23 protein-coding genes are annotated in these 23,493 nt (G+C 54.8%); 17 read left to right on the forward strand and 6 right to left on the reverse strand.

The window, feature by feature from the left end; translation table 11 throughout:
- Positions 1-4: 4 nt before the first annotated feature.
- Positions 5-601 (reverse strand): BMC-T shell protein, encoded by a 597-nt coding sequence (locus tag NE637_RS15985; protein ID WP_192111456.1) that lies wholly within the window; start codon positions 599-601, stop codon positions 5-7.
- Between the two features lie 494 nt (positions 602-1,095).
- On the opposite strand from NE637_RS15985, the gene NE637_RS04035 reads away from it, so the two are divergent.
- A complete protein-coding gene (locus tag NE637_RS04035) occupies positions 1,096-1,944 on the forward strand; it encodes a MerR family transcriptional regulator (RefSeq protein WP_215647783.1) in 849 nt (282 codons plus the stop codon).
- A 183-nt stretch (positions 1,945-2,127) separates the two neighbouring features.
- On the opposite strand, the gene NE637_RS04040 is transcribed toward NE637_RS04035, so the two are convergent.
- Complete coding sequence (locus NE637_RS04040; protein ID WP_192111458.1) at positions 2,128-3,702, reverse strand: outer membrane homotrimeric porin; 1,575 nt, start codon at positions 3,700-3,702, stop codon at positions 2,128-2,130.
- Between the two features lie 658 nt (positions 3,703-4,360).
- Between NE637_RS04040 and NE637_RS04045 the strand changes: the two genes are divergently transcribed.
- The 3 genes from NE637_RS04045 (at position 4,361) to NE637_RS04055 (ending at position 8,474) form a co-directional block, all read left to right on the forward strand.
- Complete coding sequence (locus NE637_RS04045; RefSeq protein WP_192111459.1) at positions 4,361-6,247, forward strand: alkaline phosphatase family protein; 1,887 nt, start codon at positions 4,361-4,363, stop codon at positions 6,245-6,247.
- Positions 6,248-6,337: 90 nt separating this feature from the next.
- Complete coding sequence (locus NE637_RS04050; protein ID WP_192111460.1) at positions 6,338-6,886, forward strand: hypothetical protein; 549 nt, start codon at positions 6,338-6,340, stop codon at positions 6,884-6,886.
- Positions 6,887-7,493: 607 nt separating this feature from the next.
- Entirely contained in the window at positions 7,494-8,474 is a 981-nt protein-coding gene (locus NE637_RS04055) for a hypothetical protein (RefSeq protein ID WP_227117573.1), read from the forward strand.
- A 53-nt stretch (positions 8,475-8,527) separates the two neighbouring features.
- Here the strand turns inward: NE637_RS04055 and NE637_RS04060 are convergent, their stop codons facing one another.
- Positions 8,528-9,946: a sigma-54 interaction domain-containing protein gene (locus tag NE637_RS04060; RefSeq protein WP_215647699.1), complete on the reverse strand. Its 1,419-nt coding sequence runs from the start codon at positions 9,944-9,946 to the stop codon at positions 8,528-8,530.
- 205 nt (positions 9,947-10,151) lie between these two features.
- Here NE637_RS04060 and NE637_RS04065 point away from each other — a divergent pair, with 205 nt between their 5' ends.
- The 10 genes from NE637_RS04065 to NE637_RS04110 all read left to right on the forward strand — a co-directional run bounded on the left by NE637_RS04065 (position 10,152) and on the right by NE637_RS04110 (position 18,803).
- Positions 10,152-10,589 carry an OsmC family protein gene (locus tag NE637_RS04065; protein ID WP_022658544.1) on the forward strand — a complete coding sequence of 146 codons (438 nt, stop codon included), beginning with the start codon at positions 10,152-10,154 and terminating at the stop codon, positions 10,587-10,589.
- 9 nt (positions 10,590-10,598) lie between these two features.
- Complete coding sequence (gene lpdA, locus NE637_RS04070; RefSeq protein WP_227117572.1) at positions 10,599-12,026, forward strand: dihydrolipoyl dehydrogenase; 1,428 nt, start codon at positions 10,599-10,601, stop codon at positions 12,024-12,026.
- A gap of 4 nt (positions 12,027-12,030) precedes the next feature.
- Positions 12,031-12,432: a glycine cleavage system protein GcvH gene (gene gcvH / locus NE637_RS04075; protein ID WP_022658546.1), complete on the forward strand. Its 402-nt coding sequence runs from the start codon at positions 12,031-12,033 to the stop codon at positions 12,430-12,432.
- A 9-nt stretch (positions 12,433-12,441) separates the two neighbouring features.
- Positions 12,442-13,506 carry a DMT family transporter gene (locus NE637_RS15860; RefSeq protein WP_227117571.1) on the forward strand — a complete coding sequence of 355 codons (1,065 nt, stop codon included), beginning with the start codon at positions 12,442-12,444 and terminating at the stop codon, positions 13,504-13,506.
- Positions 13,503-13,760 carry a hypothetical protein gene (locus tag NE637_RS04085; RefSeq protein ID WP_227117569.1) on the forward strand — a complete coding sequence of 86 codons (258 nt, stop codon included), beginning with the start codon at positions 13,503-13,505 and terminating at the stop codon, positions 13,758-13,760. Before NE637_RS15860 ends, NE637_RS04085 begins: the two co-directional genes overlap by 4 nt.
- Positions 13,761-14,318: 558 nt before the next feature.
- Positions 14,319-15,020 (forward strand): ABC transporter ATP-binding protein, encoded by a 702-nt coding sequence (locus NE637_RS04090; RefSeq protein WP_022658549.1) that lies wholly within the window; start codon positions 14,319-14,321, stop codon positions 15,018-15,020.
- A gap of 16 nt (positions 15,021-15,036) precedes the next feature.
- Positions 15,037-15,849, forward strand: a complete 813-nt coding sequence (locus NE637_RS04095; protein WP_227117568.1) for an ABC transporter permease — start codon at positions 15,037-15,039, stop codon at positions 15,847-15,849.
- A 4-nt stretch (positions 15,850-15,853) separates the two neighbouring features.
- Complete coding sequence (locus NE637_RS04100) at positions 15,854-16,726, forward strand: ABC transporter permease (RefSeq protein WP_192111467.1); 873 nt, start codon at positions 15,854-15,856, stop codon at positions 16,724-16,726.
- Positions 16,727-16,744: 18 nt separating this feature from the next.
- Positions 16,745-17,512 (forward strand): ABC transporter ATP-binding protein, encoded by a 768-nt coding sequence (locus tag NE637_RS04105; protein ID WP_371740799.1) that lies wholly within the window; start codon positions 16,745-16,747, stop codon positions 17,510-17,512.
- A gap of 202 nt (positions 17,513-17,714) precedes the next feature.
- Positions 17,715-18,803, forward strand: a complete 1,089-nt coding sequence (locus tag NE637_RS04110) for an ABC transporter substrate-binding protein (protein WP_192111468.1) — start codon at positions 17,715-17,717, stop codon at positions 18,801-18,803.
- Between the two features lie 270 nt (positions 18,804-19,073).
- Here NE637_RS04110 and tolR read toward each other — a convergent pair whose 3' ends face one another.
- Positions 19,074-19,505, reverse strand: a complete 432-nt coding sequence (gene tolR, locus NE637_RS04115) for a protein TolR (RefSeq protein WP_227117567.1) — start codon at positions 19,503-19,505, stop codon at positions 19,074-19,076.
- Positions 19,506-19,507: 2 nt separating this feature from the next.
- On the reverse strand, positions 19,508-20,197 hold the full coding sequence (locus tag NE637_RS04120) for a MotA/TolQ/ExbB proton channel family protein (protein ID WP_215647694.1): 690 nt from the start codon (positions 20,195-20,197) through the stop codon (positions 19,508-19,510).
- A 1,308-nt stretch (positions 20,198-21,505) separates the two neighbouring features.
- Here NE637_RS04120 and NE637_RS04125 point away from each other — a divergent pair.
- Positions 21,506-21,793 carry a hypothetical protein gene (locus NE637_RS04125; RefSeq protein ID WP_227117566.1) on the forward strand — a complete coding sequence of 96 codons (288 nt, stop codon included), beginning with the start codon at positions 21,506-21,508 and terminating at the stop codon, positions 21,791-21,793.
- Between the two features lie 163 nt (positions 21,794-21,956).
- Positions 21,957-22,169 carry a hypothetical protein gene (locus tag NE637_RS04130; protein ID WP_192111472.1) on the forward strand — a complete coding sequence of 71 codons (213 nt, stop codon included), beginning with the start codon at positions 21,957-21,959 and terminating at the stop codon, positions 22,167-22,169.
- A 351-nt stretch (positions 22,170-22,520) separates the two neighbouring features.
- Here the strand turns inward: NE637_RS04130 and rbp are convergent, their stop codons facing one another.
- Entirely contained in the window at positions 22,521-22,787 is a 267-nt protein-coding gene (gene rbp / locus NE637_RS04135; protein ID WP_022658563.1) for an RNA-binding regulator, read from the reverse strand.
- Positions 22,788-23,090: 303 nt separating this feature from the next.
- On the opposite strand from rbp, the gene NE637_RS04140 reads away from it, so the two are divergent.
- Positions 23,091-23,387, forward strand: a complete 297-nt coding sequence (locus NE637_RS04140; protein WP_192111473.1) for a hypothetical protein — start codon at positions 23,091-23,093, stop codon at positions 23,385-23,387.
- The last annotated feature ends 106 nt before the right edge of the window (positions 23,388-23,493 follow it).

Consider the following 23,493-nt stretch of genomic DNA (forward strand, 5'->3'; position numbering starts at 1 on the left):
CCGGTCAGCTCAGGGCGTAGCGCCTTACAAGCCTGACAAGACGACGGTGGGGCGTGGGGATCACAGCGGAGCTGTAAACGGTAGCGCCCATATTGTTCACGGCCTTGATGCCGGCGGCCACGGCGGCCTGCACAGCGGCCACATCGCCCTGCACAAGGGCGGAGCAGTAACCGGAGGCCACGTTTTCGTAGCCGATCAGTTCCACATCGGCGGCCTTGATCATGGCGTCCGCGCCTTCCATAAGAAAGACGATGCCGAAGGTTTCAATCATGCCCAGGGCGCGCAGACCGGGATCGTCTTCTGCCACTTCGTCCAGCGTATGCGCACGGACAATGCCGCTCATACCGCGCGCAGGGCGGGGCATGACGTTGGTGGCCGTAAGCTTGCCCACAGAGGCGGCAGCAGCGGCGCCAGCGTCAACAGAGGCCTTAACTGCGGCCACATCGCCCCGAACCATGATGGTAACGAGGGTGGAGCCAACGTTTTCGTAGCCGACAAGATCAACATCCGCGGCTTTGAGCATGCTGTCCGCGCCGTAAATGGACGGAACCATGCCAAGAGTTTCAATCAGGCCAAGGGCTTCTTCACCTGTATACTGCATACAACTAACCTCGTGGGGACCCGTGTTCGTGTCCGGGCATAGCCGGGCGGAGCAAATCTCCTAGTTCCTTTCTAGCCGTTCCCCTATAGGGAAAAGTCAAGCCATATCCCGATTTTTTTCGTCTTGTGTGTGAAATTTGTTGCAGCCCTTGCGGAATGCGGGTTTTGGCCTCTTACCTGGCTGTTTTTTGATTTTTCCGCCTGCTGCGCGGGTATGCGAGCGCATGGCGGTTGTGGAGCGCGCAGAGGGATCAGCGGCATTTTTGCGTTTAATTACGGGCCTGTCGCAAGAATGTCTGCTTTTTGCGGCAAAAGGCGGCGACCTTCCCTAAAACTGGAACCTTGGGCCGGATTTGAAGAAGCGGGCGCAGGTGGCAGGTTCAGATCGCATGGGCGCATTGAGGATGGGGGCATGAGAGGAATAGGCCGGAACGACTTTTGCACTATCAAGGAGGGTACGCCCCAAGCCGGACACCGCACATTCAGGAGAGCTTCATGAATTCTCAGCGCTACACCATAAGCGAAATGAGCGAGACTTCGAATATTTCAAAAAAGGCCCTGCGTTTTTACGACAAGCTGGGCCTCATCACGCCTCGCCTGCGCGGGGCCAACAACTACCGCTATTACACGCATGAAGATGTGCTCTCAGTGCCGCCTCTCAAATATTACAAGCAGATGGGATTCCGGCTTGAAGAAATCCGCGCGGCCTTTGATGCGGACAGCAACGCCTCGCTGAGGGCTCTGCGCGAGATGTTTACTACCAAGATGGAAGACCTGCGGCAGGAGGAAGACGTGCTGCGTTTGCGCTCGGCCTCCATCCATGACTGGCTTGAGCTGCTGCATGAGGCGGAAATGGTGCTGGATAACGATCTGCGGCAGGTCTCGGTCAAATATGTTCCGCCGCAGAATCTGCTGTTCCATGACGAGGTGTTCTCTCTGGACATCAAGTCCACCATCATCAATATGGGCTTTACCAATTATGTTGAATCACTGGATAACAACATTGCCGGGCCGGTCATTGTCCATTTTTCTTCGGTAGAAGACAGGCTGAAAAAGGTGGAACAGCCCATACAGGTTTTGCAGCGCCCCATGCGCCCCTGCAAGCCGGAGCTGATGCAGACGCTTGGGGGCGTGCTCATGGCAAGCTGCTATCACATAGGCCCTTACGAAACCATCAGCGACACCTACCGCAAGCTGCAACGCTGGTGTGCATCCAACAGCTATGTGCATGCACCGGATGCGTTTGAACGGTATGTCACCGATTACTGGACAACCAACAATGAAGCGCTTTTTGTGACCGAGGTTCTAGTGCGGGTGCGCCGCCCCAACGACACATTCGTTTAAGCGAAAGCATGCCGCCGGGCGCTGTTTGGCACAGCTCGGAAAAAGTGAAGGCCGTTGCCCGGGAGTCCGGGCAACGGCCTTCTTGCGCTATATTCACAGCGCAGGGCATAAAAATGGGCCTGCCGCCGACCAGTATGCGTGGTCGGCAGCAGGCCTGTACCGGAGGAAGGAACCGCCGGATCTTTAGAACTTGTACTGGAAGACCACCTGACCCTTCCAGGCGTCCTGCTTGGAGTAGGAGCCGAAGTTCTGGTAGCTCTTGTTCCAGGTGCTGCTGTCCATGTAGTTGGCCACGTAGCCCAGTTCAACGTTCATCTCAAGATTGTCGTAAATCTTGTAGGAAGAAATCACGTTGAACTCCAGCAGGCCATCATTGGTGGTCATGTAAGGGCCGTCAAACATGTTGGAGGTGGAATCCCACGCATTGGCATGGTCCATGTACTTGACCATGGAGGGGCTGTTGGTGCCGCCCCAGTATGCCACGCGGAAGGTGTGGGTGAGCCTGTCGAGGAAGCTGACGTCGCGGATCTGCGCGCCAAAGCCCCAGGTGCCAGCGTAGGACAGGGACTTGTCCATGAAGTTGACGTTGGGGCTCCAGCCGAGGTTGCCATCGCCCATGAAGGACGTGAAGTTGCCGTAAGCACACACGGAAGGCAGGCGCTCGGAACCGTTCTTGACGTTGCCGTCGTCGCCGGAAGCGTACCAGCCGAACACGCCGGGCACGCCCCAGTCGAGCTTGTATTCCACAAGGGCCTTGGCCAGCCAGCCCTGACGCTGGGTGCTGCCGTGGACCACATCATTGGCGTTGTTGCGGCGCATCACGTTGAAGCTGCCCATCTGTTCGACAAAGCCGTAGTTGGTGTCGAATTCAATGTTCCAGGGTTCCAGAGCCGTAACCTTAACAGGCAGGCCAGCCCAGAACACGGTGCCGTATTCCTTGGAGGCATTGGTCACGCCGGTCACGTTGAGGCCGTGGCCCGCGCCGATCTTGTTCAGATAGGGGTAGAGGGTGGTGGCGGGGGAGCCATCATTGAGCCCATAGTTGGTGAAAGCGCCAAACTTGCCAGTGTTGCGGCCCATCATGCCGGGCATGACCCAGGGGGTGATGCTGATGCCGTCAAAGGTCAGGGGCATGCTCAGGGCAAACAGGTCCATGTTATCAAGATAACTGGCCTTGTCGTTGCTGATCACGTTGTTGTAGGTGCCGCCCTGATAGTTGTCGTTGAAGGGGCGCATCCACAGGGCGGTGAGGCCCACGTTTTTGTTAAAGGCATAGTTGCCAACCACAGCGGCAGCCTGGGTGTCAAACACCGCAGAGCCGCCAGCGGCGTTGGGCAGGGCCAGATACTGCAAGCCCATCTTGAACTTGAGATCGGTCTGCGGAACCGACCACTGCATGTTGGCCTGGGTCACGCGCACCAGGGTGCCGTCCGCACCAAGGGAGGAACCCTGACCGGATCTGCCCCAGTCCTGCGGGCCAAGCTTGAACTGCACGCTGCCCATCAGGTTTTCTGAGGCAACGGCATCAAGGAAGAGCAGAACGCGCTGACGCGAAACAAACTGGTCAGAGTTGTTGGCCTTCTGTTTTGCCCCATTGGTCGTCACATCCTTGGTCAGGCTGGAATCGCCCACGCCAAAGCCCATCGACCAGATACCCCGTGCCTTGAAATCCACCGCTTCGGCAGACTGCCCAAACGCCAACCCCAATGTAAGCGCAAGAGCTGCTGCGGAAAGAATGGTTTTCCGTTTCAAAGACATAGTACCTCCCAAGTTAAACGTTATCCATTTGCTACAGCCTGATCCAAAGAGAGCGCGGGCGAAGTTGTCCGCGCTCAAGGGAAGCGTATCCGATCCTGCCGGGCGAGGCCGGGCCCGGCTGGTCTGGTGCAGGGGATGTAAAGGATGCAAGGGGATGGCGCGGCGCTTTGCGCAAAGAGGCCGCCGCAGGGCGCAATGCCGTACAGGTGCTTTTGTGCAAAGAGGGAGCTGCGGAAAGCAGCAACAGGCATGGGTGCAGCCAAGGACGCCTCACGGTGTGTTTGGTCGGGAACAGGTTTGTTGCATGTTTGCATCCTGTGTGCCAAATTTCACCATATTGAAATAATTTACTTTTTTGCTGGATCGCGTGTGGATGGGGTAAATACGCGGCAGAGTTGTCGTATGTTGCGACAAAAAAAATTTTCATAAAAATTAAATAAATTTAGTATGATAACAATTTTGATTGAAAAACACGACACATTTGTCGCTAATTTGGGCGGCGCTGCATGTTCCGCAAAGAACGGATTGGAAAAAAGTGAGGTCTGGCGGGCATGGCAAAAGGGCAGGGGACGTTGTGAATCATTTGGCATACAAATTGAAAGGAGGGGCGCGTTAATATCACAACAGTGCCCGTCGGTACTACGAAGGAGTTTTAATCATGGCTGCAAAAGCAAAGCGCGCCGCCCTTATAGGTTACGACTGCCTTATTCCTAAAAGGCTTGAAGTAATGCTCGCTCAGGGGGGGCTCGATAACTTCAGAAAGTTCATGCAGGAGGGCAGCTACATTCCCGAAGGTTTCAATCTGCCTACGGTCACTCCGCCGTCCTGGGCCACTATCTGCACGGGCGCATGGCCCCGCACCCACGGCGTGGAAGACTACTATTACTATCATGAAGGCCGCAGCCTTGATTACAAGGAAACCTCGCAGGCTTTCGGTTCCAGCATCCTCACCGCAGAGACCATCTGGGACGCGTGGGACAAGGCTGGCAAGAAGTGCCTCGTGGTCAACTATCCCATGTCCTGGCCGTCCAAGATGCAGCACGGCGTGATGATCATGGGCGAGGGCCTCAGCCCCGCCGAAACGCGCTGGCCCCTGCACGGCAATGAGCACAAGGAATTTTTGTGCTCTGAAAGCGTTATCTCCACAGATTTCTATCCCATGGGTTCCCAGGGCACCTTTGATGATGCCGAAGGCTGGGCCAACCTGCCGGAAGGCGAAGAACCCCTTGAAATGAACGTGCGTATGCACTTCAAGGAAGCCATCGAACCCCTGGAAGACCAGACCTGGCACTGCCTTGTGTGGCAGAGCGGCGATGAAGGCTATGACCGCATGGCCCTTTGCCCTGAAAAGGACTACGCCAAGGCCTTCTTTACCATTCAGCTTGGCCAGTGGAGCGAACCCGCCCAGCACGACTTTGTCGTGAAGGCCGATGGCCGCACCGAAAAGGGCGTGTTCCGCGCCAAGCTCATGCAGCTTTCTGACGATGCGGAAGAATTCAAGCTGTACATCTCCGGCATTGCTGGCCGTTGCGGCTTTATTGCCCCGGCCGAAGCCGCCGCGCAGATTGACTTCACCAAGCACATCACGGCCAACGATATTGGTCTGGTCGCCTATCTGCACGGCATTATTGATACCGACACCGTGTGCGAACTGGTGGACTTTCACAGCGCATGGCTCTGGAATACCATTGAATCCCTCATCAAGGCCAATGCGGACTGGGATCTCTTTTACATGCATTCCCACCCCATTGACTGGTTCTATCACGGCTGGCTCAGCGAACTGGACAGTGCGGACGAGGCTGTTCGCACCAAGGCCGAAAAGATGGAACGCTACATCTATGAAGTGGAAGACCGTCTGCTTGGCCGTCTCATGGACATCATGGGCGACGAAACCGTCATGTGCGTGTGCTCCGACCACGGCGCAACACCCCTTGGCCCCATCCTCAACACGGCCCACGCCCTCAAGGAAGCGGGCCTGTGTTCTTACGAACCCAAGAAGTCCGAGAACTACTGGGATATCTACGAGGAAACCGAAGGCTTCAACTACGTGCTTGATGTGAGCAAGTCGCTTGCCGTGCCGCAGCGCTACATGTTTGTGTACGTGAACCTGAAGGGCCGTTACCCCGGCGGTATTGTTGAGCAGGAAGACTACGAAAACGTGCGCGACCGTATCATCAACGCCCTGCTGGACTACAAGCATCCCGACACGGGCGACCGCCCCGTGCTGCTGGCCGTGCGCAAGGAAGACGCGCATGTGTTTGGCATGGGCGGCGCGCAGGCTGGCGATGTGGTGTACGTGCTCAAACCCGAATACATGGCCGAACACGGTTACGGCCTGCCCACCGGCGAATCCGGCTGCGGCAGCCTCAAGAACCTGCTCATGTTCCGCGGCCCCAACATCCGCAAGGGCTACCGTTATACCCGCCCGCGCTGGCTGGCCGACATTGTGCCCACCTTCTGCTACATCACGGGCAATCCTGTGCCCGCCGATGCCGAAGGCGCGCCCATTTACCAGATCATGGAAAACCCCAATCTGGTTGATTAATTCATCATGCGGGGCAAGGGCACGGCTTTTGCCCCGGCACGATAAAACACAAAGCCCCGCGTTGGCGGGGCGGACGACAAGGATAAGATCATGGCTGAAAAGAAAGCGATTCTCCTGATGCTGCCTTCCGTTGCGCTCAGCGGCGCATCCGAAGCGCTGGACAAGCTGAAGAAAAAAGCCGTCCTGCTGGCCAATGCCGACAGCGCTGGTCTTGAAGCTCTGGCCCTGGAACTTGGCGGCAAAAAAGTTGAAGCTGCCGCCCTTGAAGGCGCGGAAGACGCGCTGCTGGTGGTGCAGGGTGACGAGGCCGCTTTGGCCGCCGCTCTGGAAGCCGCCGACCGCCGCACCCTGGTGGTGGTTGCCGCCGCTGACGGCGTGGCCTTCTACGGTCTGGCTGTTGACAGCAAGGCCGGTGCCGTTGCCCGCGCCGTTAACGCGCAGGACATAGCCGTTACCATTGCCACCATTGTGGATCTGCCCGTCAGCGCCCAGTGCACCGGCGGCATCATTTATCAGGCAATGAAAAATCCCAACCTCAAGCTTGATGAAATCAGAAAGCTTAAAGAAGCCCTGGTGCGCATGGAATCGGTTATCCAGCGCGATAACCGCGAACCCTGGGACAAGCACGACTGCGCTTAATTCCCTTGCCGCTGTGACCGCGCCTGCCGTGTGGGGGCATGGCTTGCGCGGTTATCTGGAACCGCAGCCGGGCTGCGGTTCCGACCCATACCTTCCTCCAAGCGCCTGCGGGGATTGAGCTTCATGTTCAGTCACCGCAGGCTGTTGTTTTATCTGCATGCGAGCAGTTTAAACCTGTCTGGCACGGTTTGGCTGATGAAAAAGCTTGCGATAATTGCTTATTACGGCTTTTTCTGTATTTATTTAAATATGGTTATGATATATGTGGCAATAGCTAGCATTCGTATGTTTTTATAACTGCCTGTTGTGGCATAACTATTTTTATTAAGTGCTGTAATGTTGTCTGTGTACTTGTTATTCTCTGATAAATTTGGAATTGTTCAAATTAAGTAATCAGTAGTGCTTTTGACAGCATGTCTGTTCTGTTTTGATAATAGTCAGCATTTGTCATTAAAAGTGTAGATGTAAATAATAAGTATAAAAGTACTAGTGCTATTGATGTTGGCGTGCAAATCCACGTTAGGCTGAATATACCGTGAATGTTTACCAAGTTTGAATGAGGGGTAGTGTGCGATTGTACATTTAGGTTTGACAATTGGGGGGATACATGAAGTTTCTCGAAACAATTGTTGACTTTTTCTGGAGGGCATCGCTCCGGTTTCGATCCGTTCAGCCCGGTAAAATATTTGTGGCCGCACAAAGGCACTATTTGTTGTTGCGGCTTTTTTTTGTAGACAGACAACGCCAGCTTGAAAATGTTGCCTGTGATGTTCTGTATATTTCTCCACAAAAAATATTGCTTAAATCAAACAAGCGTTTTTTGCCTGATATTCTTAAAGGCGAACGTTGTAGCCTGTATGTAAAAATACCTCATGCAATTGCAGAAAAGTATCTTGGAATTTCATATCCTGCTATCAGGCATGGTTTTATTTTTAAAACACGGATTGTCGCAAACTATATAGATACTAAGTCAAAGCAGTGCATTGTTGAGATTGCCATGCCCCAAAAATATGTGCAGCGCGATCTGCAACGGCATGAACGCGTTGGACTCACTCCGCTGATGCTCAAAAAAATTTCTCTGTGGATTTGCAACAACCAGTTGCCGAAATCGATGAATGACATAGATAATACTACATTTGGCTATGTTGATGAAAGTATATGTGCTTCGATACGTGTAGTGAATCTGTCTGCAGGTGGCTTAAGAGTACAGCTTGATAGTTTTAAGGGTTTTGAAAATCCACGCAGGCAATTGAACAAGCCTATCATACTGAATATTGTATTGTACAAAACGTTACGCAAAGAACTGTCGCTATGGACAGTCTGTTCTTGTGTCAAAGTCCATTTCAGCCCACAATTAAAGATATTGACCCTGTTTTTAAAATTTGTGCGCGTATGGGATGATCCCAATGAAGGCGGTGCAGGCTGGCGCGTTATTGACCGCGAGGGTATTGCTGCCATTGAGGCCTGGGTGGACAATGACTATTGCATGTTGCTTGATAAAAACCGCATGGTTTCTGATGAATTATGCCGCTGCTTTGGTCTTGATCCTGTCACTGCGCATAAAAAAAATCCCGCACGCCGTTCGTGACAGGCATGCGGGATAAGCAAAAATAGCTATCCGGTATTGCAGATAATTGTCTTCTAGCCTTGTAGTTTTTCACTCCCCCCGGACATCCTGCGCATTTTGCGTTGCAGGGTGCGCAGGTTCAGCCCCAGCTCTTCCGCAGCTTTACCCCTGTGCCAGCGGCACTTTTCAAGCGCCTGCCTGATCATGCGTTCTTCAAGTTGCAGCACTGCCTGCTCAAGGCTGATGCCCTGGGGCGTGTTGAGCAGCAGGTCGGCCCGTCCGGCATCCCCCAGCGAAAGAAGGGCCTCGTCGCCAAAGGCGAGGTACCGGTCAAGAAAGTTGTGCAATTCCCGAACGTTGCCGGGCCAGTCGTACTGCTCCACAGCCAGTCGCACATGGGGCGGCAGAATAAGGTTCAGGCCGCGTTTTTCAAGCCACGCCTCCACCAGCAGGGCAATGTCGCCGTGGCGTTCGCGCAGGGGCGGCAGGGTGATGGAAAGCACGTTGACGCGGTAATAAAAATCGGAGCGCATGGTTTTTTCGCGCACCATTTTTGAAAGATCCTGGTTGGTTGCCGCAATAAGGCGGAAGGAGGATTCCTTGGGCGTATTGCCGCCCACGGGGGTGTACATTTTGTTTTCGATGGCCCTGAGCAGCTTGACCTGAAGGTGCAGCGGCAGTTCGCCTATTTCGTCCAGAAACAGCGTGCCACCGTTGGCCGCGCCTATGTAGCCCTCTTTATTGGCATGCGCGCCGGAGAACGCACCCTTCACATGCCCGAAAAATTCGCTCTCCAGCAGTTGCTCGGGGATCGCGCCGCAGTTTACCGGCACATAACGGCCCTTGCGCCCGCTGTATTCGTGAATGCTCTTGGCGGCTAGGTCTTTACCGCAGCCTGTTTCGCCATAAATGATGACGTTGGAATCGGTTTCTGCCGCCTTGAGAATCTGGCTGTACACGCGGCGCATGGGCTCGCTTTTGCCCACAATGTTGCCCAGGCCGTAAAGATTGATAACAGAGGTGCGCAGCTCGCGATTTTCTTCGCGCAGGGCCATTTCCTGAAATTTCTGCTCGCTCACGTCCATGATCAGGCCTTCGAGATACCGCAGAACGCCCGAATCGTCGTAGACGCCTTCCCCCTGATCCCACAGCCACTTGACGCGCCCTGAGGGCAGCAAAAGCCGGTACATGACCTGATACGGCTCATGGGCGACAATACTGTCGCGGATGGCTTTGCGGCTGGGGCCGAGGTCATCGGGGTGGGTCATCAGTTCAATGGTGTTGTGGTGGTCAAGCACCATGTCTTCGGCTGGCACCCCCAGAAGCTCGTAGCTTCCGCGGCTTACAAACTCCAGTTCATACTGGAGATAATCACTTTCCGGCGCGTCGATATTGAGAACGCGGCAACGATAGGCCATGCCGGGCAGGTGATTGAGCAGGCGGCGATAGCTTTTTTCCACATTAATTGGGGGAACTGGGGGCGATGAAAGCATGTGGCGGCAACCTTGCAAAAAATGTCGTTTGTCGCGACACAAATGTCGCTTCCGGGCCGGGATACTAGCGGCATGTGCCATAAAACACAAGCGCTGATGGCGTTGTGAAGCCAAGGGCAATCTGATGGCACTATTAGTGCAATAGGCAGGCCAAATCGCGCGAGGGCAGGGTGCTCTTGCGTTTTTTCAGCCTGGAGGCTTTGAAATGTCACATGAACTCAGTGTTTCTCTCTGCCGCCGCGGCGGCAAGGTGGATCTGGATATGGAGAGCGGCGCGTTTGGCGTGCTCACCATAGACGGCGAAAAGATTCCGCCCGAAGAACGTTCCGGCACGGCCAAAAAGCTCCTGGCCGCCTCTGCCCTGTACTGCTATTGCGCCGCTTTGGACAAGGCTCTGGATACGCGCAACGCCAAGTACGACAAAATCGAGGCCAGGGCCACGCTGCATACAGGCACCGATGATCTGGGCCGGGGCAGGGTAACTGGCATTGATATCGATGTTACCGTGCATCTGGATGAAGAGTACGAATTTATTTTTGACCGGGTGGAAAAGATCATGCGTCAAGGCTGCCTGGTCACGGGTTCGCTGGAGGCCGCCTTCCCCGTGAAGTACAACCTCAGGCTCGCCGACGACGAGGATTAGGAGTCCGGCATGTCCGACCAGAAAAAAAGCATGATCGTTGTGGGCGGCGGCCCTGGCGGTTACACGGCGGCTTTTGCGGCCGCCAAGGCCGGAATGGCCGTAACCCTTGTGGAGTGCGCCGAACTTGGCGGCACCTGCCTCAACAATGGTTGCATTCCCACCAAGACCATCAAGTCGTCTGCGGAAGCCCTGGAGCTTGCCCAGCAGGCCGTGCAGTTCGGCGTCAAGATTGAAGGCGGCGTGAGCATTGACCCGCAGGCTGTCTACGAGCGCAAGGAGCGCGTTTGCGCCACCCTGCGTTCTGGCCTTGAAAAAACCTGCGCCGCCCTTGGCGTAACCCTGGTGCGCGGCAAGGGGCGTTTGCTTGGCGGCGGCGCGGTGGAGGTGACCGGCAACGGCGCAAGCTCCAGCCTGTCAGCGGATTACGTCATACTGGCAACGGGTTCGCATCCTGTGAACCTGCCGGGCCTGACAGCCGACCACAAGCGCATTCTCACCAGCGACGATGCCCTCAAGCTCACCCACGTGCCTGCCTCCATCATCATTGTGGGCGGCGGCGTCATTGGCTGCGAGCTGGCCTGCATTTATCGGGCGTTCGGTTCCACGGTCACAGTGGTTGAAGGGCAGGACAGGATATTGCCCCTGCCTTCGGTGGATGCAGACATCAGCACTCTACTCCAGCGCGAAATGAAAAAGCGCCGTATTGCGTGCGAACTCGGGCAAACGCTCACCCACGTGCGCGTGGATGAAAACGGCGTCAGCGGCATGCTTGCGCCGTCGCCCTTTGTGAGCGGCTCGCCAGCGAGGCCCGAACGCCCCATCAGCGCCGAGATGGTGCTTGTTTCTGTGGGCCGCGCCTCCATGACCGCCGGGCTGGGCCTCAAGGAAGCCGGTGTTGCCACAGACGAACGCGGCTGGATACGCGCTGATGAATACATGCGCACATCCCTGCCCGGCGTGTACGCCATTGGCGATGCCCTTGGCCCCGCGCGCGTCATGCTGGCCCATGTGGCTGCCGCCGAGGCTCTTTGCGCCGTTAACGACTGCCTGACCGGCGGCAAGGGCGCTCCCATGGATTACCGCTTTGTGCCTTCGGCCATCTTCACCTCGCCAGAAATTGGCTGCGTGGGCATGAGCGAGCAGCAGGCGCGCGATGCAGGCTATGAGGTCAAGACCTCGATTGTGCAGGTGCGCGAACTCGGCAAGGCTCAGGCCATGGGCGCACTGCCCGGCTTCTGCAAGCTGGTGGCGGATGCCAGCGACGGCACCCTGCTTGGCGCGCACATGGCTGGCGCGCACGCCACCGACCTTATTGCCGAAACAACTCTGGCTTTGCGCATGGGCGCTTCCATCAACGACATAGCCACCACCATTCACGCCCATCCCACGCTGGCAGAAGCCATTGGCGACGCTGCCCTGCGTATGGAAGAGGAGTAGTATCATGAAAGATCTTGACCAATTGGCTTTGCCCGAAAATCTGCGCTATACCGACGAACATGTGTGGCTGTGCGTGGAAGGCGAAACCGCCACCGTAGGCATCAGCGACTTTGCTCAGGACCAGCTTGGCGAAATCGCCTTTGTTGACCTGCCTGCCGTGGGTACAACCTACAAAAACGGTCAGGAATTCGGCACCGTTGAATCGCTGAAGTCCGTCAACGCCCTGTTCATGCCTGTTGCCGGGTCTGTGCTTGAAGTGAATGAAACTCTGGAAAGCACGCCCACCCTCGTCAATGCCAAACCTTACAACGAAGGCTGGATGCTGCGCATCCGCATGGACGACCCCGCCGAGGCCGCAACGCTGGCCGACAGCGCCGCCTATCTCAACCTTTTGCGCAAGGGCTAGGGGCAAGCGGTGAAAGGCCCTTCCGGCAACGGCCCGAAAAGCGACAGGGGCGCGTGCAGCACCTCTGCGCGGGATGCGGCATATGTACGCAAAGGGCTTTTTCTCGCTGCGCTGACCGGGGTAATTTTCAGTCTTGATGGCCCTATTCTGAAGCAGGGGCTGGTAAAAGAGCCGTTCAGCATACCTGAATTCTGGCTGTTGGCCCCCCTGTTCGCCGCGGGCTGTCACGACATCAGCGCGGCCTGTCTTTCTCTTGTTCTTAATGTGGCCCAGAGCAAGGGGCGGGAGGTGTTCCGCACCTTTTGCAGCAAGCCCGGCAGATACTGCGTCATGGGCGCTTTTATGGGTGCTCCCCTCGGTATGGGCGGCTATCTGATGGGCATCTCGCTGGCAGGGCCAGCCTATGCCTTGCCCATTTCCACCCTGTATCCGGCCATCGCGGCGGTGCTGGCGCGCTTTTTTCTGAAAGAGCGCATTTCCGCAAGGGCCATGTGCGGCCTTGTTCTTTGCGTGGCGGGCGCGTTTACCGTGGGCTGGTCTGCGCCGCAGGGCGGCGTGGGCGGTCAGGCCTTTTATCTGGGGTTGGGGTTCGCCTTTCTGGCCGCCTTTGGCTGGGCATCCGAAGGCGTGTGTGTAACGGCGGGCATGGATTTTATCGAGCCTGTTGTGGCCCTGAATGTCTATCAGATCGTTTCCAGCCTGCTGTATATGCTGGTGATCGTGCCTGCGGCCTTTGTGCTGCTGGGGCGCACTCAGCCGGGGCTGGACGCGGCTGACCTGCTGGCGCAGGCCCTTGCCAGCCCCGGTTTGCCCTTTTGCATAGCCGCGGGCCTGGTGGGCTGCGTTTCATACCGCTGCTGGTACACGGCCATGAACATGACCGGCGTGTGCCGGGCCATGGCCCTGAACGTGACCTATGCCCTCTGGGGCATATTGTTCAGTGCACTTTTTACCAACGTTACCGTTACCCGTAATCTTGTGGCGGGCGCGGTGGTGATAGTGGCGGGCATAGTGCTGGTTGTCATGCAGGGCAAGGGCGGAACAGCCTTGCGTCAAACGCAGGAGGGGCTGTGATGCGCGTTCGGCTGCCTTTGCGGCTGGCTGTGGGCAGGTTGCTGCTGGATGGCGCGTCCCGCACTGCCTGTGATGTGTGCACCGCCCTGGAACCAGAATATGCGGGCGAAAGGCAGATCAATGCGGCGAATATTGAGGCCCAGCTGCAAGCCCTCAAGGGCGTGGGTATTGTGACCGTTTGCAACGAATCCGATCAGGGCGTTGCGTACGGAATCACCCCGGACGGCAGGCAGCGGGTGCTGCGCAATCTCTAGCCTAGGGCAGACTGCGCAAAACGGCAGGCTCGATCAAAACCGGAAAGATCAAACCATCCCCTGCGGAGGAAAGTGCGACGTAATTGTCGCCTCCCTTGCACCGAGAGATGGGGAGTCGAGGGCATCCCGGCAGGGGTTGTTCTTTTATTCCCTAGCGTGGCTTGGAAAAAACAGGTACAGCGGCCCGCGCAAGCCCCAAATATGCGCGTCAGTGGCTGGTGCGTCACAAGTGTCGCAAAATGCGCGTTCGTGTCGCAACCAGTGTCGCAACATGGGGATGCAGAGTAAAAAATATCCTGTAATAGCTGATGATAAGCGGTTTTTTGCAGGAGTTGTGAAAAATGGTATATATTATGCAAAATGACTCACAAAGAATTTCGAAGCACGCGCGACCATCCCGGCAGCCCATTGGCAGCTTTCAGGGGCGTTTGGCTTCTTTTGCGCACCCGGACGGCAGACCGGGACATTCAACAACTCTCACCAAGGAGTGCAGCCGTGCAGCAAACCGATGACTGTGCCTGTTCCGACGCTAAAATAGCAGTCAGGGATTTAACGAAAATGTATGGGGATCTTACCGTTCTGGATAAGGTCAACTTTACCATCAAGCGCGGAGAGCTGGTTTGCATAGTCGGGCCTACGGGATGCGGCAAGACAACCTTTCTCAACTGCATGTCCAAACTTACGGAAACCACCTCCGGCAACATCTACATTGATGGTGAAGTGGCAAATCCGCGCAAGCATAACCTGGCCTTTGTGTTTCAGGAACCAACGGCTCTGCCGTGGCTTACCGTGGAAGAAAACGTGGCCTATGGCATGCGCATAAAAAAGGTTCCGCCCAAGCAGCTCAGGGAACGCCTTGATATGATCCTGGAGATGGTGGGTCTGGAAGATACTGCCAAGCTGTATCCCAACCAGGTTTCGGCCAGCATGATGCAGCGTATCGCCGTGGCGCGCGCCTTTGCCGTGAACCCCGATCTGCTGCTTATGGATGAACCCTACGGCCAGCTTGACGTGAAGCTGCGCTTCTATCTTGAAGACGAGCTTGTGAAGCTGTGGCAGACCCTCAAGAGCACCGTGCTTTTTGTTACGCACAACATTGAAGAAGCCGTGTATGTGGCTGACCGCATCCTGGTGCTGAGCCCCAAGCCCACCAAGGTGAGGGCGGAAGTGGTTGTTGACCTGCCGCGCCCGAGGGATTTCAGGGATCCGCGTTTTGTCGAACTTCGCCGCCAGGTCACAGACCTCATCCGCTGGTGGTAGGAAAAAGGGACAGCTTATGCAATGCAATGAAAAAGTAACCTACCGCAAGCCCATGCGGCTTCGCATCCTGCCGGTTTTGAGCGTTTGTATTTTTCTTGGCGTGTGGCAGATGTGCGTTGGCCCCGCTGACAGCAACGACTGGCGCATTCCCAGCACGTTGCTCAGCTCGCCCTACGACATATTGAGCCTCATGTTCGACAAGCTCACCAATCCCGCTCCTGACGGCGCAGTGCTGCTGGAGCATGCCTGGACAAGTATGCAGGAAGCCTTCTTGGGCTATGTGCTGGCCCTGATTGTGGGCCTGCCCCTGGGCCTTGCGATGGGCTGGTTCACCACGGTGCGCGGCCTTGTGCGCCCCATATTTGAAATCATCCGGCCCATTCCGCCGGTGGCCTGGATTCCGCTGACCATTTTCTGGTTCGGCATCGGTCTGCCCGGCAAGGTATTTATCATCTGGCTTTCGGGCATCGTGCCGTGCGTCATCAATACCTACACCGGCGTGCGCATGACCAACCCCGTGCATATCCAGATGGCCAGAACCTATGGCGCTTCCGACTGGCAGATATTTACCTCCATCTGCGTTCCTTCCGCGCTGCCCATGGTGTTTGGCGCCTTGCAGATCGCCCTGGCCTACTGCTGGGTGACCCTGGTTGCCGCTGAACTGCTGGCCGCGGACAAGGGCCTTGGCTACCTCATCACCATTGGCCGCATGCTTGGCCGTACCGACCTTGTGATGGTGGGCATGGTGAGCGTGGGTATTGCTGGCGCAATCATCGGTTTCATCATTGACAAGATCGAATCCCGGCTGCTGGCCGGCATCAGGAGATAGCGCCATGCAGTCTTCCTCGGCGTCCAACGGGCAGACCCAGAGCGTCTGCAATGAAACCATCAAGAACACGAAAAAGTACGAGTTTTCGCTGATACGTGCCCTCAAGAGCGAATACTTTTTGTACATCGTTTCGCTGGTGAGCTTTTTCGGCCTGTGGCAGTGGGCTGCCACGTCCAACGTGTTCGGGTACAGCAGCGCGCTGGCCACGCCCTTTCAGGTGGTGGAAAGCCTGCACGACCTGAGCGTCAACAAGCTTTCCGGCCTTGGCCTCCTCGAGCATCTGTGGATCAGCACGCGCCGCGTTATCATCGGCTTTCTGATTGCCGCTGGCTTTGGCATCCCGCTGGGGCTGTTCATGGCCTTCAACGAAACGTTCCGCGCCATTGTGAAGCCCATTTTCGACATGTTCAAGCCCATGCCGCCCCTGGCCTGGATTTCTGTGGCGATTCTGTGGTTCGGCATTGGCGAAGCGCCCAAGATTTTCATCATCGTCATTGGCTCCTTTGTGCCGGTGGTGCTCAACTCTTACAGCTGCCTGCAACTCATCGAACCAGAATTTTTCGATGTGGTGCGCATCATCGGCGGCAAGCGCTGGGACGAAATCCGCCTTGTGTGCATTCCCGGCGCACTGCCCGCCATTACGGCTGGTTTGCAGATCGCCATGTCCAGCGCCTGGACATGCGTTGTGGCTGCGGAGCTTGTGAATTCCCGTTCCGGCCTTGGCTACATCATTGTGCAGGGTATGAAGCTGTCCGACCCCGGCATGATTATCGGCGGCATGCTCATTATTACCGCCGTATCGCTGGTGTTCACCCTGGGGATGGATCTGCTGACCCGCAAGCTGTGCCCCTGGCAGCGTGAAATCGAGAATCTTTAGAGAGCCAAGGAGCTGAACGTGAAAGACACGCAGCCAAAAATTGTCTGTGACAATATAAGCAAAACCTTCATCCAGAAGGGAACCCAGGTGGTTCCGGTTCTGGAAAACATCTCCCTTGAGGTGCGCGATCAGGAGTTTCTGGTCATCCTCGGGCCGGGGCAGTGCGGCAAGACAACCTTGCTGCGCATCCTCGCCGGGCTTGAAACGCCGTCATCCGGCGCAGCCTATCTGGACGGCAAGCAGATTGTGGCCCCCGGCCCGCAGATCGGCCTGGTGTTTCAGAGCTACAAGCTCTTTCCGTGGAAGACCGTGCGCCAGAACGTGGAAATCGGCCTTGAGGTGCGCGGGCTTGAACCTGCGAAGATCCGTGAGATATCCAACCACTATCTTGGCATGGTGGGTCTGCAAGGCTTTGAGGATTACTATCCTCACCAGCTTTCGGGCGGCATGAAGCAGCGTGTGGGTATTGCCCGCGCCTATGCTCTCAACCCCGAGGTGCTGCTGCTTGATGAACCCTTTGGCCAGCTTGACGCCCAGACCCGCTTTTTCATGGAGCAGGAAACCGAGCGTATCTGGCACATGGACAAGCGCACCATGATTTTTGTGACCAACAACATTGATGAAGCCCTGTTCCTCGCCGACCGCATCGTCACCATGGAAGACAAGCTGCCGGGGCATGTGCACACCTCGTATGACGTGCCGCTACCGCGCCCGCGCGACACCATGGATCCCGCGTTCCTCGAACTGCGGGCCAGAATTACGGAAGAACAGAAACTTACGCTCTAGCACTGCGCACAGCAGCAAGGGCCGCGCCGCACCTGGGTGCGCCTGCCAGCGGTACGGCCCTTGCCGCGCATGCGAGAGCATGGATTTCTCGGCAAACCTGTATGCACTTGCCGAGGTTGCTCAAGTGGTTTGTTTGAAGGTTCAAGCAGTTGAAAGGTTTTCGTAAAAGCGGATCTGTCCACTAACCAATTAGGAGTCATGCATGAGAAAACTGCTTCTGGTCGCGCTTCTGCTGTGCATGGGCGCTGTCATCTGCGGCGGCCCCGTCGCCACTCTGGCAGCCGACAAGCCCGTTGAAATTTCCACCTGCTGGATGGACGAATCCCCGGGCTTCAACATCTGGTACGCCAAGAAAATGGGTTGGGACAAGGAAGAAGGCCTGGACATCAAGATGCTGCTGTTCAACAGCGGCCCTGCCCAGATGGAAGCCCTGCCCGCCAAGGAATGGGTGCTCGGTTCCACGGGCGTTGGCGGTCAGCTGATCGGCGGCATCCGTTACAATATTTACTCCGTGGCCCCCATCATCAGCGAAGGCGAAGTGCACGTGCTTTACCTGCGCCCCGACAGCCCCGCCGCCAAGGTCAAGGGCTACAACCCCAAGTATCCCAACGTGTACGGCAGCCCTGAAACCGTCAAGGGCATGAAGATCCTGTACACCTCCCAGACCACCGTTCACTACATGATCGGCAAGTGGCTGAGCATCCTTGGCCTTACCGAAGCCGACGTGACCCTGGTGAACATGGAACAGCCCTCTGCCGTGCCTGCTTTTGAAAAGGGCATTGGCGACGCAGTGTGCCTGTGGGCGCCCTTTACCTTTGTGGCTGATTCCCGCAAGTGGCAGCGCGCAGGTTCCATGACCGACATGGACTGCATCACCGTGTCTTCGCTCGTGGGCGACAAAAAATGGTGCGATGAAAATCCCGAACTGGTTGCCAAGTTCCTGCGCGTGTACCTGCGCGGTTCCAACATGCTGCGCGAAGAAGGCCCCAGTCCCCGCATCATCAAGGAATACCGCCAGTACATGAACGAATTCGCCGGCATTCGCATGACTGACGAAGAAGCCAAGCTCGACATCCAGATTCACCCCCGCTGGTCTTACGAAGAAACCATGGCTCTGCTCGACAGATCCAAGGGTGAATCGCAGGCCGACAAGTGGCAGAACTCTGTGGCCGACTTCTTTGGCAGCATCAAGCGCTTCTCGCCTGCTGAAATCAAGAAGTTCAAGGACGCCCAGATCAATACCGACAAGTTCCTCAAGCAGGTTCAGCTGCCCATTCCCAGCTGGAAGTAGCTCCTCCCCCACGGACACGCGCCGGATGTAAATCCGGCAGTACAGGGCCTGTTCTTTGCCTATTGCCGGGCAAGAACAGGCCCCTTACTTTTTATGGCTGGGCAGGGGATGACAGGAGATGACAGCGGATGAGAGTGAAAGGCCGTGCGCGGGGGCAGGGCGGGGGAGACTTTGCCCCCGGCAAAACTCGTGAAGGGTTGCTGCTGGGATTGTTTTTGCGGGAATATTGCGGGTATCCGGTCTGCAATCAGCAATTGGTCTGGCCGCTGATCATTTGCCTTTTTCTTCAGCTCCATCATCCGGCACGGAGGTGGTCACAAGGCCCACGTCCTTGATGCCTGCGCTGCGCACCCTGTCCATCACGCTCATAACCATGCCATAGGAAACATCCTTGTCGGCCCGAACAAAGAGCTGCCGCCCGCTGTCCGTTACCTGCGCGTTCAGGGCATCCGGCAGACTGTCCATGTCTGTTTCCTGCTCGTTGAGAAACAGTGCGCCGCCTGTTTTGACTGTCAGGATAACGTGGTCGTCATCCGTGGGCAGCACTTCGGAGGTCTCCACCTTGGGCAGGGCCACATCAAGCCCTTCGGTCATCATGGGGGCTGTGACCATAAAGATGATCAGCAAGACCAGCATCACGTCCACAAAGGGCGTGACGTTGATATCGGCAACAAAATCGTCGTCGGCGGAAGATGCGGCCATGACTAGCGCTCCTCTGAAAATGCTATGCCGCCAGCGTGTTGTGGCGCTTCGTGTTGCAGGCGGTTGAGCATCTGGCCTGCAAAGTTGATGCATACGCCCTCGATATGGGCCAGTTTGGCGCGGAACACGTTGTAGCCGCACACTGCGGGTATGGCCACAAACAGGCCTACAGCGGTGGCGATGAGCGCCTCGGCAATGCCGGGCGCGACAGTTGCCAGCGAAACGCTCTTCATTTGGGCAATGGCGGTGAAGGAATGCATGATGCCCCACACCGTGCCGAACAGGCCGATAAAGGGGGCAGTGTTGGCGGCGGTGGCAAGCAGGGCCAGGGATGATTTGAGAACGGCCATTTCTTCCGCCACGGCAAAGTGCAGGGCCCTGCGCACATTGTCGTTCAAAAGGCGGTCAACGTCGCCAGTGCGGGAAATACGGTTGAATTCACGGATGGCGCGGCGCGCAATGCCAAAAAGGGGAGAGTGCTTGTCATTTGCCAGCACTGGTAGTGCCCGGCTCAGCTCCCCGGCCTCGTCAAACGCCGCCAGCCCCGCCTGCGTCCGCTGCTGGGCAGTGCGCAGCAACAGCCATTTGCTGCACATATAGGCCCAGCTTGCCACAGACATGCACAAGAGCAGCGCCAGCACGCACTTGGAAACAAATGTTGCCTGCAACACCGCCTGGATCATGGAATCCATTATATCCCCCCAAAAAAAGAATATGAAATTGAAATTCAAAGCTATTGTGTGGTAGTACGCTCCGCAAGCTTTGTCAACCTGACAGCGATAAATTCAAGCAAAACAGTATAATGTTGAGTATGTTACCTGTTGCTGCTGAGATCGAAAGAGAATTCCACTACGCACATCACAAGCAACCGCCTGCAATGTTCAGGAATCGTCGTGATGCAGGGAAAAGTACACGTAGTCCAACGCTGTAACGGGCTGCGCCAGCAGGAAAATCCGTTTTCGGACGGCAAAAATCCACGCCAAGGCCTGCGCCTCCAGAATGGGGCAGCCTTCATATTCGCATGTTATGGTGCTGGGTGTGGCGGATTTTCAGTGACAGCAATTAGTTGTAGGTGCGAAAAAAAGAAGGAGGAGTTGTGTTCCTCCTCCTTGCCTGTGGTGGCTGACTGGCTGTAGAGCGTTTTCCGGCATCAATCCTGAAGCTGCGGGCGGCGCAATCCTGCTGAGACTCGCTGAAAATGTATCTGATCTGTCAGAATACGCTGAACTCAGCCGCAACTAGCTAATAAATCTGCATTAATAAGGCAAGGGCATGATAATCCAAGGCACTCAGAGCGTCATGCGTACTTCAGTTCATTGTTATGCTTTTTGCAGACTCCCAAAAAATTGCAGCACTACTGATTATCAGGATGCAACGTATGAATTCCATAGCCTGATGGCAGCTGATTCGCTGACAGACCACTGCAAAGGGCAGTTTCCGCATTCGCAGACAAGCCGATATATGTCGTTAACTCTGCCTTCAGGTCTGGATACTTCGACCTTGGGGGCCTTTCCACATTTGATACAGGGATGAATGACAGGGAGATTTTCTTTGTTCATGCGGGCAACATAATCTTCTTGTTGCCAGTAGTCAAAAGGGATTAACCACGAAAGCCTGCCAGGTGCTTGAGTGGGGGCACAGACTGGACGGCTTGAAAGTGGACATCTCACAGTATCTGTTTGTTTCTCTGTTACCTCATTGGCTTGCTAGACAGGTATTTGCGATCTCCTGTTTGCAAACAGGCTGAAAGGAATAATGAAAATGATAATATGCAATTATTAAAAATGGTTAAACGGGATTTGCCTGCAGATTTATGAAGGGTGGTTTCCGCGTTTGCCAATGCGTACAGTTATGTGACAATAAGGTCAATTGTATGTGTAACTGGTGTAGTCTTGTTGTTGGTGTATGTTTTTGTTGGTTTTTTTAATTATAGTAATTTTAGAGACACTGTTAATTTGTTGTGGTACACTGCTAGCAGGTATTGATTGATGGGAGTAGCTATGGAATATCCGCTTGATCTTGTTTCTGTGGCTCTCAAAAGCCAGGGTGAAAAAATATTCACCCTTGCAGATGGTCACGAAATGAAAATCTTGCCAGTGGGCGATGGTAAGACAATGGACATCATCATTGATGATGGTGCTTCATATAAGACAAAAGGAGCTAACGATTTTGTAAAAAAAGTTGAGCAGATATTAGAAGGTAGAGGCATTGCCGGATGGGATGAAACCCGGGAAGGGCAAGACAGTATTGATCAGGTGCTTTCCATGTACAAAAATAATCTTGAATGACGCTTCCTGAACAGTTTTGTGGTGGTGTATGATGCTGCGAGCATTGCACAGGGATGACTTATTCTACAAACAATCCGCACTTGCTTTTATTTTACAACGGGCAACGATTATTTGTCTGTGTGAGGAGGTACAATTTTTTTGAACATGAACAGGAGAATGAATTATGCAAATTAACTCAAAACAACGTGCTGAAATAGAACGAATTTTATCTAATTGGAAAAGATATCTAGAAAGTCTTCCGCCAGCATCAGATGATTTGAAATTACATAAATGGCTCGGTATGAATACCTCGTTGGTGAAAAAAGATAATTTTAGTAATAAATTGCGGTTTGTAGCAAATGAACTGAGAACACGTCTTGACGCAACGTCATTATAAAGCTGGGTAATAGATAAAAAGGGTGTGATGGGCTGTCCCCATAGGAGGCAACGCTAAAAAGTCCACGGGCTGAGCGTTGTTGTGTTTTGTCGGGGGTAAATACTTCACACCCTTTTGGTTTGATGATGGTTGCGGGGGGAGAATCCCCCGTGCGTTGTAGCTGGTCGGATAAGCCGGTTGCTTTCGGGGTAAGCTGCTGTGTCCGTTCAGGCCGAATTGTTGGTGCAAATTGGCTGATACCATGCGGGCTTTTTTTGAAGTGCTCTGCACGCAGGCGTTTTGGGGGCTAGTTCAGATAAAAAAGAAGGCCGTGAAAATCACGGCCTTCCTGCATTTTAAATGCGTACTGGACTACCAGCGACGGGCGGCGGGCTTTTTGGGCTCAGCCTTGTTCACGCGCAGGGCGCGGCCGTCAACTTCTTTGCCGTCAAGGGCAGAGATGGCGTTGATGGCGCTGCTTTCGTCCATTTCAACAAAACCGAAGCCACGGGCGCGGCCGGTTTCGCGATCAGAAATCAGGTTCACGGAAAGAACATCGCCGTAGGGCTTGAAGAGAGCTTCAACGCCGTCCTGAGTGGCAGACCAGGACAAATTACCGACATAAATAGAAGTAGCCATGTGAGACTCCAAGGGGTTAAGGGAGGTAGACTTTCTGCTTGAAGCCTTACCCATGTAAAGTCTCTGGCGAAAAATTTACTATACCCAATCAATGATGTGGAAATATAGGGCGAGGCTTGGAAAATGTCAATGAATGTTATTGGTGGGGAAGAGATATTACAGCTTGAACTTGCAGCTTTTATAAAATTATTATCAGTCTGGTCAGAGAGATAGCATCTAAAAAATTATTTTTTATTATTATTTAGACACTGTAATTTTATGTTGGTATGATAGTTGATTGAAATAGAAAAAATTGGAGTATGTATGAATTATAAATTACGGCTTGTCGCAAATATTCTCACAAGCAAGGAAGAAAAAGTTTTTACCTTTCATGATGGGCAGACAATGTCGATTGAACCCGTGGGCGATGGCAAAACAGTTAATATCTCGCTTGGGGAAGATGAGACGTACAAGACTAAAGGTGCCGACGCCTTTTTGAAAAGGGCGGAAAAAATACTCAAGCAGCGGGCACAAGGTGAATCTGACGAATCCTCACAGAATCATGACGATATATTCAAGATTCTTTCCATGTACGAGGGATGCGGCCAGCGCCGTAGGTGATATGCGACTTAAAATGGCGCGGTTCAGATTATAAGGGTTTGACTTTTTTATTTTGTGGCTGCTGTGTGTGCTTAAACTGGCTTTGCGCGTTAAGGCAAAGTCAGTT

It is taken from the genome of Desulfovibrio desulfuricans, from assembly GCF_024460775.1.
Lineage (GTDB): Bacteria > Desulfobacterota > Desulfovibrionia > Desulfovibrionales > Desulfovibrionaceae > Desulfovibrio > Desulfovibrio desulfuricans_E.

Excerpts from the sequence above, each read along its gene's own strand:
- NE637_RS15985 (WP_192111456.1), bottom strand. The coding sequence starts at position 601 with ATGCAGTATACAGGTGAAGAAGCCCTTGGCCTGATTGAAACTCTTGGC.
- NE637_RS04040 (WP_192111458.1), bottom strand. The coding sequence starts at position 3,702 with ATGTCTTTGAAACGGAAAACCATTCTTTCCGCAGCAGCTCTTGCGCTT.
- NE637_RS04130 (WP_192111472.1), top strand. The coding sequence starts at position 21,957 with ATGCAAATTAACTCAAAACAACGTGCTGAAATAGAACGAATTTTATCT.
- NE637_RS04125 (WP_227117566.1), top strand. The coding sequence starts at position 21,506 with ATGGAATATCCGCTTGATCTTGTTTCTGTGGCTCTCAAAAGCCAGGGT.
- lpdA (WP_227117572.1), top strand. The coding sequence starts at position 10,599 with ATGTCCGACCAGAAAAAAAGCATGATCGTTGTGGGCGGCGGCCCTGGC.
- tolR (WP_227117567.1), bottom strand. The coding sequence starts at position 19,505 with ATGGCCGCATCTTCCGCCGACGACGATTTTGTTGCCGATATCAACGTC.
- rbp (WP_022658563.1), bottom strand. The coding sequence starts at position 22,787 with ATGGCTACTTCTATTTATGTCGGTAATTTGTCCTGGTCTGCCACTCAG.
- NE637_RS04095 (WP_227117568.1), top strand. The coding sequence starts at position 15,037 with ATGCAATGCAATGAAAAAGTAACCTACCGCAAGCCCATGCGGCTTCGC.
- NE637_RS04055 (WP_227117573.1), top strand. The coding sequence starts at position 7,494 with ATGAAGTTTCTCGAAACAATTGTTGACTTTTTCTGGAGGGCATCGCTC.
- NE637_RS04090 (WP_022658549.1), top strand. The coding sequence starts at position 14,319 with ATGTATGGGGATCTTACCGTTCTGGATAAGGTCAACTTTACCATCAAG.
- NE637_RS04110 (WP_192111468.1), top strand. The coding sequence starts at position 17,715 with ATGAGAAAACTGCTTCTGGTCGCGCTTCTGCTGTGCATGGGCGCTGTC.
- NE637_RS04045 (WP_192111459.1), top strand. The coding sequence starts at position 4,361 with ATGGCTGCAAAAGCAAAGCGCGCCGCCCTTATAGGTTACGACTGCCTT.
- gcvH (WP_022658546.1), top strand. The coding sequence starts at position 12,031 with ATGAAAGATCTTGACCAATTGGCTTTGCCCGAAAATCTGCGCTATACC.
- NE637_RS04120 (WP_215647694.1), bottom strand. The coding sequence starts at position 20,197 with ATGGATTCCATGATCCAGGCGGTGTTGCAGGCAACATTTGTTTCCAAG.
- NE637_RS04140 (WP_192111473.1), top strand. The coding sequence starts at position 23,091 with ATGAATTATAAATTACGGCTTGTCGCAAATATTCTCACAAGCAAGGAA.
- NE637_RS04100 (WP_192111467.1), top strand. The coding sequence starts at position 15,854 with ATGCAGTCTTCCTCGGCGTCCAACGGGCAGACCCAGAGCGTCTGCAAT.
- NE637_RS04050 (WP_192111460.1), top strand. The coding sequence starts at position 6,338 with ATGGCTGAAAAGAAAGCGATTCTCCTGATGCTGCCTTCCGTTGCGCTC.
- NE637_RS04060 (WP_215647699.1), bottom strand. The coding sequence starts at position 9,946 with ATGCTTTCATCGCCCCCAGTTCCCCCAATTAATGTGGAAAAAAGCTAT.
- NE637_RS04035 (WP_215647783.1), top strand. The coding sequence starts at position 1,096 with ATGAATTCTCAGCGCTACACCATAAGCGAAATGAGCGAGACTTCGAAT.
- NE637_RS04065 (WP_022658544.1), top strand. The coding sequence starts at position 10,152 with ATGTCACATGAACTCAGTGTTTCTCTCTGCCGCCGCGGCGGCAAGGTG.